Source organism: Streptomyces sp. NPDC048659, assembly GCF_040650575.1.
In the GTDB taxonomy this organism is placed as follows: Bacteria; Actinomycetota; Actinomycetes; order Streptomycetales; family Streptomycetaceae; genus Streptomyces.
In genome coordinates this window covers 46,411-60,765 of record NZ_JBEZHM010000021.1, presented here as the reverse complement: position 1 = coordinate 60,765, position 14,355 = coordinate 46,411, and the positions used below count along the sequence as shown (strand labels likewise).

The 14,355-nt window shown below is 71.9% G+C and carries 14 protein-coding genes; 6 read left to right on the top strand and 8 right to left on the bottom strand.

Annotation, left to right across the window (positions count from 1 at the left end; all coding sequences use genetic code 11):
- Positions 1-6: 6 nt before the first annotated feature.
- On the bottom strand, positions 7-1,170 hold the full coding sequence (gene mqnE, locus AB0C99_RS18305; protein WP_362476013.1) for an aminofutalosine synthase MqnE: 1,164 nt from the start codon (positions 1,168-1,170) through the stop codon (positions 7-9).
- A 91-nt stretch (positions 1,171-1,261) separates the two neighbouring features.
- Positions 1,262-1,717 (bottom strand): Lrp/AsnC family transcriptional regulator, encoded by a 456-nt coding sequence (locus AB0C99_RS18300; RefSeq protein WP_362476011.1) that lies wholly within the window; start codon positions 1,715-1,717, stop codon positions 1,262-1,264.
- Positions 1,718-1,830: 113 nt separating this feature from the next.
- Between AB0C99_RS18300 and AB0C99_RS18295 the strand changes: the two genes are divergently transcribed.
- Complete coding sequence (locus AB0C99_RS18295) at positions 1,831-1,968, top strand: hypothetical protein (protein ID WP_165590983.1); 138 nt, start codon at positions 1,831-1,833, stop codon at positions 1,966-1,968.
- Here the strand turns inward: AB0C99_RS18295 and AB0C99_RS18290 are convergent.
- Genes AB0C99_RS18290 through AB0C99_RS18280 form a run of 3 tightly spaced genes read right to left on the bottom strand, consistent with a single transcriptional unit; the run spans position 1,965 to position 5,026 of the window.
- Entirely contained in the window at positions 1,965-2,645 is a 681-nt protein-coding gene (locus AB0C99_RS18290; RefSeq protein WP_362476102.1) for a UbiX family flavin prenyltransferase, read from the bottom strand. The two genes, AB0C99_RS18295 and AB0C99_RS18290, sit on opposite strands and share 4 nt — an antisense overlap.
- Positions 2,646-2,675: 30 nt before the next feature.
- Positions 2,676-3,578, bottom strand: coding sequence for a menaquinone biosynthesis prenyltransferase MqnP (mqnP, locus tag AB0C99_RS18285; RefSeq protein ID WP_362476009.1), 903 nt, complete (start codon positions 3,576-3,578; stop codon positions 2,676-2,678).
- Entirely contained in the window at positions 3,575-5,026 is a 1,452-nt protein-coding gene (locus AB0C99_RS18280; RefSeq protein ID WP_362476007.1) for a menaquinone biosynthesis decarboxylase, read from the bottom strand. The genes mqnP and AB0C99_RS18280 overlap by 4 nt, the downstream gene beginning before the upstream one ends.
- Positions 5,027-5,114: 88 nt before the next feature.
- Here AB0C99_RS18280 and AB0C99_RS18275 point away from each other — a divergent pair, with 88 nt between their 5' ends.
- Positions 5,115-5,519, top strand: coding sequence for a PLD nuclease N-terminal domain-containing protein (locus AB0C99_RS18275; RefSeq protein WP_362476005.1), 405 nt, complete (start codon positions 5,115-5,117; stop codon positions 5,517-5,519).
- Positions 5,519-6,400 (top strand): LysR family transcriptional regulator, encoded by an 882-nt coding sequence (locus AB0C99_RS18270; protein WP_362476004.1) that lies wholly within the window; start codon positions 5,519-5,521, stop codon positions 6,398-6,400. The genes AB0C99_RS18275 and AB0C99_RS18270 overlap by 1 nt, the downstream gene beginning before the upstream one ends.
- Here AB0C99_RS18270 and AB0C99_RS18265 read toward each other — a convergent pair.
- A complete protein-coding gene (locus AB0C99_RS18265) occupies positions 6,306-7,226 on the bottom strand; it encodes a DMT family transporter (RefSeq protein ID WP_362476003.1) in 921 nt (306 codons plus the stop codon). The two genes, AB0C99_RS18270 and AB0C99_RS18265, sit on opposite strands and share 95 nt — an antisense overlap.
- A 142-nt stretch (positions 7,227-7,368) precedes the next feature.
- Here AB0C99_RS18265 and AB0C99_RS18260 point away from each other — a divergent pair, with 142 nt between their 5' ends.
- From AB0C99_RS18260 to AB0C99_RS18250, 3 genes are all read left to right on the top strand, one after another.
- The gene (locus tag AB0C99_RS18260; RefSeq protein WP_362476002.1) at positions 7,369-7,857 is read left to right on the top strand and encodes a nucleoside deaminase; all 489 of its coding nucleotides are present in this window, start codon (positions 7,369-7,371) and stop codon (positions 7,855-7,857) included.
- 157 nt (positions 7,858-8,014) lie between these two features.
- Positions 8,015-10,048 carry a hypothetical protein gene (locus tag AB0C99_RS18255; RefSeq protein ID WP_362476001.1) on the top strand — a complete coding sequence of 678 codons (2,034 nt, stop codon included), beginning with the start codon at positions 8,015-8,017 and terminating at the stop codon, positions 10,046-10,048.
- 4 nt (positions 10,049-10,052) lie between these two features.
- Positions 10,053-11,585, top strand: a complete 1,533-nt coding sequence (locus AB0C99_RS18250; protein WP_362475999.1) for a hypothetical protein — start codon at positions 10,053-10,055, stop codon at positions 11,583-11,585.
- Here AB0C99_RS18250 and ccsB read toward each other — a convergent pair whose 3' ends face one another.
- Positions 11,586-12,668: a c-type cytochrome biogenesis protein CcsB gene (gene ccsB, locus AB0C99_RS18245; RefSeq protein WP_362475997.1), complete on the bottom strand. Its 1,083-nt coding sequence runs from the start codon at positions 12,666-12,668 to the stop codon at positions 11,586-11,588. It abuts the gene before it with no gap.
- The gene (locus tag AB0C99_RS18240; RefSeq protein WP_362475995.1) at positions 12,665-14,344 is read right to left on the bottom strand and encodes a cytochrome c biogenesis protein ResB; all 1,680 of its coding nucleotides are present in this window, start codon (positions 14,342-14,344) and stop codon (positions 12,665-12,667) included. The genes ccsB and AB0C99_RS18240 overlap by 4 nt, the downstream gene beginning before the upstream one ends.
- Positions 14,345-14,355 lie beyond the last annotated feature (11 nt).

Below are 14,355 nucleotides of genomic sequence, written 5' to 3'. Positions count from 1 at the left end.
CCCGGGTCAGAAGCGCATCGGCTGCGGGGCCTCGCGGAGCTCGGCGTCCGGGCCCGGGTACTCCCGGATGATCTCGTAGCGCGTGTTGCGCTCCACCGGCCGGAAACCGGCGTCCCGGATGAGCTCCAGCAGGTCCTCGCGGCCCAGCTTGTTCGGGGTGCCGTAGTTGTCGGCGTCGTGCGTGATCTTGTACTCGACGACCGAGCCGTCCATGTCGTCCGCGCCGTGCTGCAGCGCGAGCTGCGCGGTCTGGACGCCGTGCATCACCCAGAAGACCTTGACGTGCGGCACGTTGTCGAAGAGCAGCCGGGAGACCGCGAAGGTCTTCAGGGCCTCGGCGCCCGTCGCCATCGTCGTCCGCGCCTGGAGCTTGTTGCGGACCTTGCCGTCCTTCATGTCCACGAAGTCGTGCTGGTACCGCAGCGGGATGAAGACCTGGAAGCCGCCGGTCTCGTCCTGGAGCTCGCGCAGCCGCAGCACGTGGTCCACGCGGTGGCGCGGCTCCTCGATGTGCCCGTAGAGCATCGTCGCCGGGGTCTTGAGCCCCTTCTCGTGCGCGAGCCGGTGGATCCGGGACCAGTCCTCCCAGTGGGTGCGGTGGTCCACGATGTGCTGCCGGACCTCCCAGTCGAAGATCTCGGCGCCGCCGCCGGTCAGCGACTCCAGACCGGCCTCGATCAGCTCGTCGAGGATCTCGGAGGCCGACAGGCCCGAGATGGTCTCGAAGTGGTGGATCTCGGTCGCGGTGAACGCCTTCAGCGAGACGTCCGGCAGCGCCTTCTTCAGCTCGGAGAGCGAGCGCGGGTAGTAGCGCCAGGGCAGGCTGGGGTGCAGCCCGTTGACGATGTGCAGCTCGGTGAGGTTCTCGTTCTCCATCGCCTTCGCGAGGCGCACGGCCTCCTCGATGCGCATGGTGTACGCGTCCTTCTCCCCCGGCTTGCGCTGGAAGGAGCAGTAGGCGCAGGAGGCGGTGCACACGTTCGTCATGTTCAGATGACGGTTCACGTTGAAGTGCACCACGTCGCCGTTCTTGCGGGTCCTGACCTCGTGGGCCAGCCCGCCGAGCCAGGCGAGATCGTCCGACGCGTACAGCGCGATGCCGTCCTCACGGCTCAGCCGCTCACCGGCGAGGACCTTCTGCTCCAGCTCCCGCTTGAGCCCCGCGTCCATACGGTCGCCTCCCTTTGCTTTCTTCGAAACCAGGCGTGCCAACCGTACTCCCCCACCCTTCGGGCGGGAGGTGCCCCCATGCCGCTGCGCGTCAGCCCTCTTCCGGCAGGTCCCCGACCCGGTTCTCCCACTTCGTGGACAGCACGATCGTGGTACGGGTCCGCGAGACGCCCTTGGTGCCGCTGAGCCGGCGGATCGTCTTCTCCAGGCCGTCCACGTCGCTGCCGCGGACCTTGAGCATGAAGGAGTCGTCGCCGGCGATGAACCAGCAGTCCTCGATCTCGGCCAGGTCCTTCAGCCGGCGGGCCACGTCCTCGTGGTCGGCGGCGTCGGAGAGCGAGATGCCGATGAGGGCGGTGACGCCGAGGCCGAGCGAGGCGGCGTCGACGGTGGCGCGGTAGCCGGTGATGACCCCGGCGGCCTCGAGGCGGTTGATGCGGTCGGTGACGGAGGGGCCGGAGAGCCCGACGAGCCGGCCGAGCTCGGCGTACGAGGCCCTGCCGTTCTCGCGCAGAGCCTGGATGAGCTGCCTGTCCACGGCGTCCATAGGTATGAAGCCTTCCATTGTCCAGCGATACCGCGAGTATAGGTATAGAATCTAAGGCACACAGGGGCGACACCCTGTGAATCTTTCAGTGGATCAAAGACGATCTTTCAGGAGTGGTGATCACCGTGTACACGATCGAGATGGCCTACGCCCGTATGCGCGAGCTGCAGGAGATGGCCAACCGCTCGCGTGCCCACCAGTCGAACCCCGCCTCGAAGCGCGCCGCGAAGAAGCGCGCCAAGAAGCGCTAATCAGCGGGACGGAGGGCTCCACCGAGCTCTCCCTCCCAACGGCGGTACAACGCGTGCGGGACTCCCGCCGCGTCCAGTACCCGCCCGGCGACGAAGTCCACCAGATCCTGGATGTGCGTCGCCCCCGCGTAGAACGCCGGAGAGGCGGGCAGCACCACGGCGCCCGCCTCGTCCAGCGTCACCATGTGCCGGAGGGTCTGTCCGTTCAGCGGGGTCTCCCGCACCGCGACGACCAGCGGGCGCCGCTCCTTGAGCGTCACGCTCGCGACCCGCTGCAGCAGGTCCTTCGAGAGCCCGAGCGCGACCCCCGCCACCGCGGCCGTCGACGCCGGCACGATCAGCATCCCCTTCACGGCGTACGAGCCGGAGGACGGCCCCGCCGCCAGGTCCCCGGCCGGCCAGTACCGCACGTCGTCCAGCGCCCCGTCGGGCAGCGCGAACGTGTCGGGCTTCCCGTCCGCCCCCCGGGCCAGCCAGGCCGCCAGGTCCTCGCGCCAGCGCGCGTCCCGGAAGGCGAGCCCCGTCTCGTCGAGCAGCGTCAGCCGCGAGGCCCGCGAGACGACCAGGTCCACGCTCTCCCCGGCCGCGAGGAGCCCTCGCAGCACGGCGGCGGCGTACGGCGTCCCCGACGCCCCCGACACCCCGACGACCCACGGACGACGCTGCTGCTTGTTCACCTGCTCCACGCGGACGAGCCTAGCCGCCCCTTACAGGGACAGCCCGCGCACCAGCAGGTCGAGCAGCGCGCACACGAACAGGCAGACGCCGATGAAGCCGTTGGTGGTGAAGAAGGCCCGGTTCAGGCGGGACAGGTCGTGCGGCTTGACGATCGAGTGCTCGTAGCAGAACGCCGCCGCGACGATCACCAGGCCGGCCCAGAAGAACACGCCCGCGTCGGTGGCCAGCGCGTACCAGACCAGCAGGCCCGTGGTCACCACGGCGGAGGCCCGGGCGCCCCACAGGGCGGCGGGGATGCCGAAGCGCGCCGGGACGGACAGCACGCCGTGGGCGCGGTCCGCCTGCACGTCCTGGCAGGCGAAGATCAGGTCGAAGCCGCCGATCCAGATGCCGACCGCGAGCCCCAGGATGACCGCGTCCCAGGACCACTCCCCGCTGACGGCGAGCCAGGCGCCGATCGGGCCGATCGACTGGGCCAGGCCCAGGATCGCGTGCGGGAAGTTGGTGAACCGCTTGCCGTACGGATAGACCACCATCGGGATCACGGCGAGCGGCGCGAGCGCCAGGCAGAGCGGGTTGAGCAGGGCCGCGGCGCCCAGGAAGACCACGACGGCGACACCCGCGCCGGTCCACGCCGAGCGCACCGAGACCGCGCCGGTGACCAGCTCGCGGCCCGCGGTGCGCGGATTGCGGGCGTCGATCTCCCGGTCGATGATCCGGTTGCAGGCCATCGCGAAGGTGCGCAGCCCCACCATGCAGACCGTCACCAGGAACAGGGTCCACCAGTGGATCTCCCGGTCCAGCTGGTACATGGCGGTGAGCGAGGCGATGTACGCGAAGGGCAGCGCGAAGACCGAGTGCTCGATCATCACCAGCCGCAGGAAGGCTTTCGTCCGCCCCGGCTGGGCTCCCGGGACCGCGGCGGTGGTCACAGCCCGTACTCCTTCCAGCGGCGGTCCACCAGGGCCGCCGTCGCCGGGTCCGACTCGACCATGTCGGGCCAGCCGCCGTCGCGGGTGTAGCCCTCCTCGGGCAGCTTCTTCGTGGCGTCGATGCCCGCCTTGCCGCCCCAGAACTGCTGGTAGGAGGCGTGGTCGAGGTGGTCGACGGGGCCCTCGACGACGGTCAGGTCGCGGGCGTAGTCGGTGTTGCCGAGGGCCCGCCAGGAGACCTCGTGCAGGTCGTGCACGTCACAGTCCTTGTCGACCACGATGATCAGCTTGGTCAGCGACATCATGTGCGCGCCCCAGATGGCGTGCATGACCTTCTGCGCGTGCTTCGGGTACTTCTTGTCGATCGAGACGATCGCGCAGTTGTGGAAGCCGCCCGACTCCGGCAGGTGGTAGTCCACGATGTCCGGGACGATGATCTTGAGGAGCGGCAGGAAGAAACGCTCCGTCGCCCGGCCCAGCGGGCCGTCCTCGGTCGGCGGGCGGCCGACCACGATCGACTGGATCAGCGGGCGCTTCCGCATCGTGACGCAGTCGATCTTCAGCGCCGGGAAGGGCTCCTGCGGCGTGTAGAAGCCGGTGTGGTCGCCGAACGGGCCCTCGGGCAGCATCTCGCCCGGCTCCAGCCAGCCCTCGATCACGACCTCCGCCTGCGCGGGGACCTGGAGCGGGACGGTCTTGCAGTCGACCATCTCGATCCGCTTGCCCTGCACGAAGCCGGCGAACAGGTACTCGTCGATGTCGCCGGGCAGCGGCGCCGTCGAGGCGTACGTCACGGCCGGCGGGCAGCCGAAGGCGATCGCGACCGGCAGCCGCTCGCCCTTCGCGGCGGCGACCGCGTAGTGGTTGCGGCTGTCCTTGTGGATCTGCCAGTGCATCCCGATGGTGCGCTTGTCGTGCCGCTGGAGGCGGTAGAGGCCCAGGTTGCGCACGCCGGTCTCGGGGTGCTTGGTGTGGGTGAGGCCCAGGTTGAAGAAGGAGCCGCCGTCCTTGGGCCAGGTGAACAGCGCCGGCAGCAGGTCGAGGTCGACGTCGTCGCCGGTCAGGACCACCTCCTGGACCGGGGCGTCCTTCACCTTCTTCGGCGGCACGTGGACCATCGAGCCCAGCTTGCCGAACGCCTCCCGGACCCCGACGAAGCCGTGCGGCAGCTCCGGCTTGAGCAGCCCGCCGATCTTCTCGGAGATCTCCTCGTACGACTTGAGGCCGAGGGCCTTGAGGAGGCGGCGGTCGGTGCCGAAGACGTTCATCGCGAGGGGCATGGCGGAGCCCTTCACGTTCTCGAACAGCAGCGCCGGGCCTCCCGCCTTGTTCACCCGGTCGACGATCTCCCCGACCTCCAGGTACGGGTCGACTTCGGCCTTGATGCGCTTGAGGTCGCCTTCGCGCTCCAGCGCCCTGAGCAGCGAGCGGAGATCGTCGTAAGCCATACGGGCAAGTATCGGGCACCGGCTAGGCTGGCTGTGTCACCGGGGCCGTCGAACACGCTCCGCCGCTGCTTCCAGGGGGCTGTCCCACATGCTCAGGGCGTTGATGTTCATCCTGCCGCTGGCGCTGACGATCTACGCCTTCATCGACTGCCTGAACACGTCGGAGGAAGACACCAAGCACCTGCCCAAGGTGGTCTGGGTCATCATCATCCTGCTCTTCTGGATCGTCGGCCCGGTCGTCTGGTTCGCCGCGGGCAAGCGCCGCCGGACCGCCGCGGGCCGCTCCGGCGGCGGCTGGGTCGCCCCCGACGACAACCCCGAGTTCCTGAAGTCGCTCCGCGACGAGAAGCCGGGCAAGCCGGGCAGGCCGGAGGAGAGCGACGAGGCCGGGAAGGCCGACGACGACGCGCACCTGCGGGACTGGGAGGCCGACCTGCGCCGCCGCGAGGAGGAGCTGCGCAAGCGGGAGCGCGGCGAGGACGCCGAGGGCTGATGGAGCCCCGGCTCCTGGTCACCTTCGAGAAGGTCGCCACCGTCCTCTCCTTCACCCGCGCCGCGGCCGAGCTGGCCTACGCGCAGTCCAGCGTCACCGCCCAGATCCGCGCCCTGGAGTCCTCCCTTGGTGTCGAGCTCTTCGAGCGGCTCGGCTCCCGCATCCGGCTCACCGAGGCCGGCGAGCGCCTGGTGCCGTACGCCCGGCAGCTCATCGAGCTCACCGAGGAGGCCCGCGCCGCGGTCACGGCGGCGGGCGAGCCCTCCGGCACCCTCGCGCTCGGCACCGTGGAGTCGCTCACCTCCTACCGGCTGCCGCCGCTGCTTGAGCTCTTCCACCACCGCTACCCCGGGGTGCGGCTGAGCCTGCGCCCCACCCTCGGCGACGCCAACCGGCGGGCCCTGCGGGACGGCACGTACGACCTGGGGTTCCTGCTGGAGCGGGAGACCGTCCACGAGGGCCTGGAGAGCGAGGTGCTCGGCGAGGAGCCGCTGGTGCTGGTCGCCGCCCCCGGGCACCCGCTGGCCGGGCGGGCCGGGCTGACGTCGGCGGACCTCGCGGCGGCGGCCCTGGTCGGCACCGAGCCGGGCTGCGCCTACCGGGACCTGTTCGAGGCGGAGCTGCGGCCCTGGTCGCCGGGGTTCCTGGAGTTCGGCACGATCGAGGCGTCGAAGCGGGGCGTGGCCGCGGGCCTCGGGATCGCGCTGCTGCCCCGGATCGTCGTCGCCGCGGAGCTGGCGGCCGGGGAGCTGACGGCGCTCGACTGGGAGCCGCCGTTCACGCTGTTCACGCAGATCGCGTGGCGGCGGGGGAAGCGGCTGCCGCCGCACGCGCGCCTGTTCGTGGAGCGGGCGCGGCGGCTCGTGGCCGAGTCACCCTGAGCCCGGCGAGCACGATCAGCGGGACGCCGAGCGCCTGCACGAGGCCGATGTGGTGCCCGTACGCGAGCCAGTCCGCGAGCATCGCGACGGCCGGGTAGACGAAGGCGAGGACCGCGATCCGGGCGGTCGGCAGCTTGGCGTAGGCCGCGTACATGAGCACGTACATCACCCCGGTGTGGATCAGCCCGAGCCCGGCGAGCCAGCCCCAGCCGGTCCCGAGCCCCGCGGCCTCGCCGAAGTCGGCGAAGGGCAGCAGCAGCGGGATGCCGACGGCGACCTGGACGAGGGCGATCAGATGCGGGCGGACGCCGGTGATCCGCTTGGTCACCACGGTCGCCGCCGCGTAGAGCACGGCGGCGGCCAGCGCGAGGCCGAGCCCGGCGAGCGAGGCGGTGTCCCCGGGCCGCACCCCGGAGACGAGCACGAGCCCGGCGAAGGCGACGCCGAGCCAGCCGAGCTGCGCCGCGCGGATCCGCTCCCGCAGCACGACGGCGCCGAGCAGCACCAGGAAGAACGGCTGGGTGTGGTAGACGACGGTGGCGAAGGAGATCGAGGTGGCCTCGTACGCCTCGAAGAGCAGCACCCAGTTCAGCACGACGAACACCCCGGCGAGGGCGGCGAGCCCCAGGGTCCGCGGGGTGAGGCCGTGCCCGGTGAGGAAGCCGCGGGCCAGGCTGTAGGCGCCGAGCGCGAGGGCGCCGAACAGGCAGCGGAAGAACACCACGGTGAAGGGCGAGGCCCCCGACTCGACGACGAAGATCCCGAGGGTGCCGGAGAGCACCATGGCGAGGGTCAGTTCGAGGGTTCCCCTGGTCTCGTTTCTCATGCCGCCGACGCTACGAACGCCCGCCCGCCCCGGTCCACGGGCCGGCGGGGCGTCCTGCCGATGGGCCCATCGGGGCCGCCGATGGGGGGCCGCCCCCGCCCGGGGGCGTGAGAGGCGCCCCCGTACGGGGAAGCCTCCCCGTATGGACAGGGAACGGGCCCGGGAGTGGCTGGCCGTCGCGGCCGACGAGGCGCGCGGCGGGTTCGCCGAGGGCGGGATCCCGATCGGGGCCGCCCTGTACGGGGCCGACGGCGGGCTGCTCGGGCGGGGGCGGAACCGGCGGGTGCAGGACGGGGACCCCTCGGCGCACGCCGAGACCGAGGCGTTCCGCGCGGCGGGGCGGCAGCGCTCGTACCGGGGGACGACGATGGTGACCACGCTGGCGCCGTGCTGGTACTGCTCCGGCCTGGTGCGGCAGTTCGGGATCTCGCGGGTGGTGATCGGCGAGGCGCGGACCTTCCCGGGCGGCCGGGAGTGGCTCGCGGCGCACGGAGTGGAGATCGTGCTGCTCGACGACCCCGGGTGCGAGGCGCTGCTGCGGGAGTTCGTGGCGCGGGAACCCGGGCTGTGGCACGAGGACATCGGCGAGGACACCGGCGAGGACATCGGCGAGAACGTCGGCGAGGGCTGAGGCTCCCGGCCGGTCCGGAAATCGGGGGAGAGCCGGGACGCAAACCGTACGCGTTTCCCAACACCCGCTCGATATCCTGGACTTGAGGATGTGACGGGGCACGTCTGGTGGGATGCGGGGGTGGCGGGTGGACAGAGTCCTCTACGGTCGCGAGGCGGTGTTCCACGACACGGGACTCGCGGCGCGGCTCATCGGGCTCCGCGGCCGGGACTTCGCCCGGGTGCCCTACGAGCATGGCGAGGACCCGCCCGTCGTCGTCTTCACCGGCGGGCGCGGCATGGGCAAGACCGCCCTGCTCAAGCAGCTCCGCTCCACCTACAAGGGCGCCACCCCGCTCGCGATGGTCGACTGCGCCCGGATCGAGCGGCCCGCCGACCACGGGCCCGGCTGGACCGAGCTCACCGGCGCGCTGGCCGAGCTCGCCGTGCAGCTGTCGCCGCGGGTGACCGGCGCGAAGTCCGTGCAGTTCCCGCGCCTGTCGCTGGGGCTGGTCGCGGTCGCCTCCCTCAGCTGGAGCCACGAGGACGAGGAGCGGGCCCAGCGCGACCTCCAGCGGCTCGGCCCGGTGCTCTCCACCGTGGACGCCACCAAGGGCGCCGCCGCCAACTGGGTCACCAAGGTCCTCACCAAGCTGGCCGCGACCTTCGCCGACGCCGCCGTCCCGATGGCCGGACTGCTCGCCGAGGCCACCGTGGAGACCGTCCTGGAGGACGTGTTCGGGCGCGCCCACCAGCGGTCCGAGGGCTGGTACGGGAGCTACCGCAACGCGGGCGGGCGCGGCAAGGCCGGGCTCCAGCAGCTCGCGATCGACTTCGCGGCGGGCGGCCGGCGCCGCCGGGAGGCCGAGGGCTTCCTCGTCGGCGCCCTCGTCGAGGACCTCGGCCAGGCGTACAAGGGGCTCACCCGGGTCGGCACCCGGCGCGGCCGGCCCGTGCTGCTCCTCGACAACGCCCACACCGACCTCGGCCGCCTCCTCATCGAGCCGGTCCTGCGGGCCCGCCACGACGGCCGCCGCGACAAGGTGATCGTCTTCGCCGCCTCCCGGGTCGCCCGGCACGAGGGGCTGCGGCACGCCCGCCGCCTGCGGCTGCCCGAGACCACCCGGCAGGCGCGCTGCGAGCGCGCCGGCGACATCACCTCCGGCATCCTCGCCGTCGAGCTCACCCCGCTGTCCGCCGCCCAGACCCAGGCCGCCTTCGACCGGCTCGACCCCTCCGGGCTCGCCCCCGCCGACCTGGCCCGGGGCGTGCACCGGCTGACCGGCGGCCGGCCGCTCGGGGTGGCCCTGCTCGGGCAGGCCGCCGCCGAGACCCCGCGCGCCCGGCGGCCCCACCTCACCCCCGGCGACCTGCTCGACCTGGACGTCGAGCTGCGCGAGGACGCCCACCCGGTGCCGGTCGCCCCGGCGCTGCTCGCCGCGCTGCTCCCGCAGCCGCGCCTGGAGCCCTTCACCGTGCTGGCCGCCGCCCACGACGAGGGCTCGGCCCGGCTGCTCGCCCGGACCCGGCTGCACACCGAGTCCCGCGACGGCGACATGGCGCTGCGGGTCCGCGACCAGCTGCGCGCCGAGGACTGGCCGGAGGGGCCCGAGCACTTCATCGCCGACCCGCTGCTGCGCGCCCTGCTGCTGCACCGGCTGCGCTTCGCCGACGGGGACCCCCGGCACGGGGCCTGGCGCGCGGTCCACGAGACCCTGCACCGGCACTACGACACGGCCGCCGTCCTGCCCTACCGGCTCCACCACGAGCTCGCCCTGGGCCGGGTCGAGGACGCCGTGACCCATCTGCGGGCCACCTTCCACGAGCCCGACGTGGTGGGCTGGCTGGGGCGGCTGCGGTTCATCGCCTCCGCGCCCCGGCCGCGCGACACGGGGGCCGAGGGCCCCGATCCGCGCCGGGACGCCGCGCTGGGGCGGCGGATCCCGGACCGGCTGCCCGCCGGGCTCGACACCGACACCACCGAACTCCACCTGTCCGTACGGCGCCTGCTGCACGCCGTATGGCTGCTCACCGATCCGCTCGCCCTGCCGGACGACGGTGTCACCGAGAAGCTGGCGCACGAGCTGCGCCATCTCTCGGGGCGCCATCTGACCGGCAACAGCCCGCTGTGGGACGCGGCCACGCACTGGCCGCGCGACATTCACGCCTGGCGGCGCCTGTCGCTGCCGCCCGGCCGCGAGGACGGAGTCTGAGGCCATGGCCCACCGGCTGCGCAACCGTTACCTCTACACCCCGAGACAGAAGCTGGTCGCCCTGCTGGTCGCGCTGGTCGTCCTCGGCGTGCCCCTGGGCTACGGGATCAAGTCCTGGCTCACCCCGGAGGACCGTTCCTGCGCGGCCGGTGTCGCCCGCCCGGACGGCTCCGACGAGTGCGTCGGCGTCAACGGCGACGGCTACGCCTTCGGCGTCGCCGAACTCGGCGAGGTCGCCGGGCTGATCCGGCGCGAGAACGAGACCCTCAAGCCCGACACGTACGCCACCGTCGCCGTCCTGCTCCCGCTGACCTCGACCGACCCCGGGATGCGGACCAAGGTGCTGCACGAGCTCCAGGGCGCCTACGCCCTCCAGTTCCGGGCCAACCACGAGTCCAACAGCGAGACCCCGAAGATCCGGCTGGTCCTCGCCAACACCGGCAAGGGCAACTCCTACTGGGCGGACGCCGTCGGCCGGCTCAAGCTCATGACCGGGGCCCCCGACCGGCTGCGCGCGGTCACCGGCGTCGCCACCTCCTCCACCGAGATACGCGAGGCGGTGGCGGCGCTGACCGGCGCCGGCATCGCCGTCGTCGGCACCACCATCACCGCCGACGACATCGCCAACGGGCCCGGCGCCAACCGCTACCCCGGACTGGCCCGGGTCTCCCCCACCAACAGCGACGAGGCCAGGGCGCTGGCCCACTTCGGCCGGGTGAACGCCGCCAAGGCGCTGCTCGTCGAGGACACCCGCACCGGCGACCACTACACCGACACCCTGAAGGCGGCGTTCGCCGCCTCCCTCAAGGGCGCCCCCTACGAGCCGCAGCTCTTCACCTCGCCGCCCGACCCGACCGACGAGGGCACCACCGCCAACACCTTCCGGCAGATCACCCATCTCATCTGCGACACCCGCGCCGAGACGGTCTTCTTCGCCGGACGCCACACCCAGCTGCGCCAGTTCATCAACGCGCTGGGGGCCCGCGGCTGCGCCGAGCGCCCGTTCACCATCCTGACCGGCGACGAGGGCTCGTACCTGGGCGCCGACGCGCTGCTCAACCGCGCCGCCCTCAAGGGCCGGCTGACCGTGCGCTACGCGGCGCTCGCGCACCCGGACGCCTGGCGCCCCGCGCCCGGCCGCCCGGTCCCGGCGACGGGCGGTTCGGCCGTCGCGTACCAGACCTTCGCCGGCGACGTCGCGCGCGCCTCCGCGAAGCCGGTGGCGCTGGCCGACGGGCAGGCGATCATCGCGTACGACGCGATGGCGACGGCCGTCCACGCGATCCGGCAGGCGACCCCGGACAAGGCCGCCTACCCCGAGCTCGCCGACGTCGTCTCGCAGTGGCCGCAGGTGAAGGGCTCGCTGCGGGTGGAGGGCGCCAGCGGCTGGATCTGCCTGGACAACTACGGCAATCCGTACAACAAGGCGGTCCCGATCGTCGAGCTCGCCCAGGACGGCAGCCAGCGCTTCGTGGCGATCGCCTGGCCGGAGGGCAAGCCTCCGGCCCCGGCCTGTCTGCCGCCCCAGGCGGGCTGATCAGACGCCCGCGTAGGAGTGCTTGCTGGTGACGAAGATGTTCACGCCGTAGTAGTTGAACAGGAAGCAGCCGAAGGCGATGAGCGCGATGTACGCGGCCTTGCGGCCCTTCCAGCCGGCGGTCGCCCGCGCGTGCAGGTAGGCGGCGTAGCCGACCCAGGTGATGAAGGCCCAGACCTCCTTGGCGTCCCAGCCCCAGTAGCGGCCCCACGCGTCGCCGGCCCAGATCGCGCCGGCGATGATCGTGAAGGTCCACAGCGGGAAGATCGCCGCGTTGACCCGGTACGCGAACTTGTCCAGGGTCGCCGCGGAGGGCAGCCGCTCCATCACCGAGGCGGTGAAGGCGCTCGGCTTGCCGCCGTTCGCCAGCTTGTTCTCGTACGAGTCGCGCAGCAGGTACGCCGCCGTGGCGACGGCGCCCAGGAAGAGGACCGCGCCGCAGATGATCGCGGTGGAGACGTGGATCCACATCCAGTACGAGTGCAGCGCGGGCACGAGCTGGTCGCTGGAGGTGTACAGCACCGTGGTGGCCAGGCCGAGGTCCAGGAGGACGACGGTGACCAGCGGGAGGCCGATCCAGCGGACGTTCTTCTTCGCCGCCATGAAGCCGAGGAACGCGCCGACCGCCACCGTGGAGAAGGTGGTGGAGAACTCGTACATGTTGCCCCAGGGGGCCCGCTGCACGGCCAGCGCCCGGACGACGACGCTGGTCGCCTGGATCGCGAAGGCGAGCACGGTCAGCGAGATCGCCATCCGGCCGTACAGGTCGCCCTTGACGGTGCCGCCGGCCGCGCCGGGGCCGTCCGGCACGTCCCGGGTGCCGGCCGCCGAGCGGACGACGACCTTCGGGCGGTCGATGACGGCGGTGCCGCCCGCCGCCGACTGCACGGTGACCGACGGGGCCTTCCCGGCCGCCTCGGGCCCGGTCAGCGCGGCGGCCGTGCGGGCCACCTTGCTGCGGCTGCCGAGCACCCACTCGGCGATGTAGAGCAGGAAGGCCAGGGTGTAGACGGCCATCGAGGAGTAGATGAGCGTGTTGCTCAGCTGCGCCATGCTCTCGTTGGTGGTGGCGGCGAGATTCACTTCTCAGCCCCTTCGGCAGGTTCTTCGGAGGTGGGTTCCGGCGCGGTCGGCGCCTCGGTGGTGAGCGTGACCGCGAGCTCGGCCAGCTCCTCGGGCAGCTTGGCGGACTCGCTCCGGCCAAGACCTGCCATCTCGACGACGGTGACGCCGTCCTCGCCCCGGACGGCCCGCACCCAGACCCGGCGGCGCTGGATGAACAGCGAGCCGCTCAGGCCGAGGATCGCGGCGACCGCGCCCGCGAGGGCGAGGCCGTTGCCCGGCTGCTGGGTGATGGAGAAGCTGGCCCACTCCTTGATCTCCTTCTCGAAGGTGATCGAGCCCGCTCCGTCCGGCAGCGTCATGGTCTCCCCGGGCAGCAGCCGGTTGGCGCTGCCCGTACCGCCCTGGACCTTGAACTGCTTCATCTTGGAGGTGTCCAGCTGGTACACGTTCTGCGGCAGACCGGAGTCCACGCGCAGGTCGCCGTGGTAGCCGGTGACGGCCATCACGGGGAAGTCGAGCGCCGGGAACTGCGAGAACATCTGGCCCTTGCCGGCGCCGGCGAACGTCGGCACGAAGAAGGCGTTGAAGCCGAGCTGCTCCTTCTTGCCGTTCTTGTCACGGTAGCCGTCCATCACCTTGATGGCACCGGTCGAGGTGACGTTGTTGTCGAACGGCAGCAGCGGCACGGCGCCGTGGTAGACGACCTTGCCGCGGCCGTCCTTGACGGTGACGACGGGCGCGTAGCCGTGGGCGATGAGGAAGACCTTGGCGTCGCCGACCTTCAGCGGCTCGTTGACGCGGATGATCGCCTTCTTCTCCGGCGAGCCGACCTCGGACCAGCGCACGGCCGCCTCGAAGGTGCGCGGGGTGCCGCGCTGCGGGCCGCTCTTCTCGTACGTGCCGGTGAAGCTGTCCAGCGTGAAGCTGAACGGCTCCAGCTCGTCGGTGCCGAACTGCGAGCCCGACTTGAAGTCGTCGTACTGGGTGAGCGTGTTGGAGAAGCCGTCGCCCTCGACGATCAGCTTGCCGCCCTCGGACTTGAACATCACGCCCCAGGCGAAGGCCACCAGCATGACGATCAGGGCGACGTGGAAGACCAGGTTGCCGGCCTCGCGCAGATAGCCCTTCTCGGCGGCGACGGCGTCCCCGGCGAGGTGCGCCCGGTAGCGCCGCTTCCGCAGCATCGCCAGCGCGGCCTCGCGGACCCGCTCGGGCTCGGCCTCGGTGCGCCAGGTCGTGTACGCGGGCAGCCGGGTGAGGCGCTTGGGCGCGCCCGGCGGGCGGCTGCGGAGCTGGCCGACGAACTGCCAGGTGCGGGGCACGATGCAGCCGATCAGCGAGACGAACAGCAGGATGTAGATCGCGGAGAACCACACCGAGCCGTAGACGTCGAAGAGCTGGAGCTTCTCGTAGATCGGCGTGAGCGTCTCGTGCGCCTCCTTGAAGGTGCGCACCTTCACCTCGTCCGCGCTGGTCTGCGGGATGAGGGAGCCCGGGATGGAGCCGAGCGAGAGCATGAAGAGCAGGATCAGCGCGACCCGCATGGAGGTGAGCTGGCGCCAGCACCAGCGGACCCAGCCGAGCGGGCCGAGGGAGGGACCGCCGATGACGGTCTCCTCCTTGGGGGCGGTGGAGAGCTGGGCCCCGGCCTCGCCGAGGGAGTCCTGCTGTTCCGTCGTTTCGGTGTTGCTCATGTCGAAAACCC

Bases quoted from the DNA above. Each gene is read 5' to 3' on its own strand.
- mqnE (WP_362476013.1), bottom strand. From the start codon at position 1,170: ATGGACGCGGGGCTCAAGCGGGAGCTGGAGCAGAAGGTCCTCGCCGGT.
- AB0C99_RS18300 (WP_362476011.1), bottom strand. From the start codon at position 1,717: ATGGACGCCGTGGACAGGCAGCTCATCCAGGCTCTGCGCGAGAACGGC.
- AB0C99_RS18280 (WP_362476007.1), bottom strand. From the start codon at position 5,026: ATGGCTTACGACGATCTCCGCTCGCTGCTCAGGGCGCTGGAGCGCGAA.
- AB0C99_RS18275 (WP_362476005.1), top strand. From the start codon at position 5,115: ATGCTCAGGGCGTTGATGTTCATCCTGCCGCTGGCGCTGACGATCTAC.
- AB0C99_RS18270 (WP_362476004.1), top strand. From the start codon at position 5,519: ATGGAGCCCCGGCTCCTGGTCACCTTCGAGAAGGTCGCCACCGTCCTC.
- AB0C99_RS18265 (WP_362476003.1), bottom strand. From the start codon at position 7,226: ATGAGAAACGAGACCAGGGGAACCCTCGAACTGACCCTCGCCATGGTG.
- AB0C99_RS18260 (WP_362476002.1), top strand. From the start codon at position 7,369: ATGGACAGGGAACGGGCCCGGGAGTGGCTGGCCGTCGCGGCCGACGAG.
- AB0C99_RS18250 (WP_362475999.1), top strand. From the start codon at position 10,053: ATGGCCCACCGGCTGCGCAACCGTTACCTCTACACCCCGAGACAGAAG.
- AB0C99_RS18240 (WP_362475995.1), bottom strand. From the start codon at position 14,344: ATGAGCAACACCGAAACGACGGAACAGCAGGACTCCCTCGGCGAGGCC.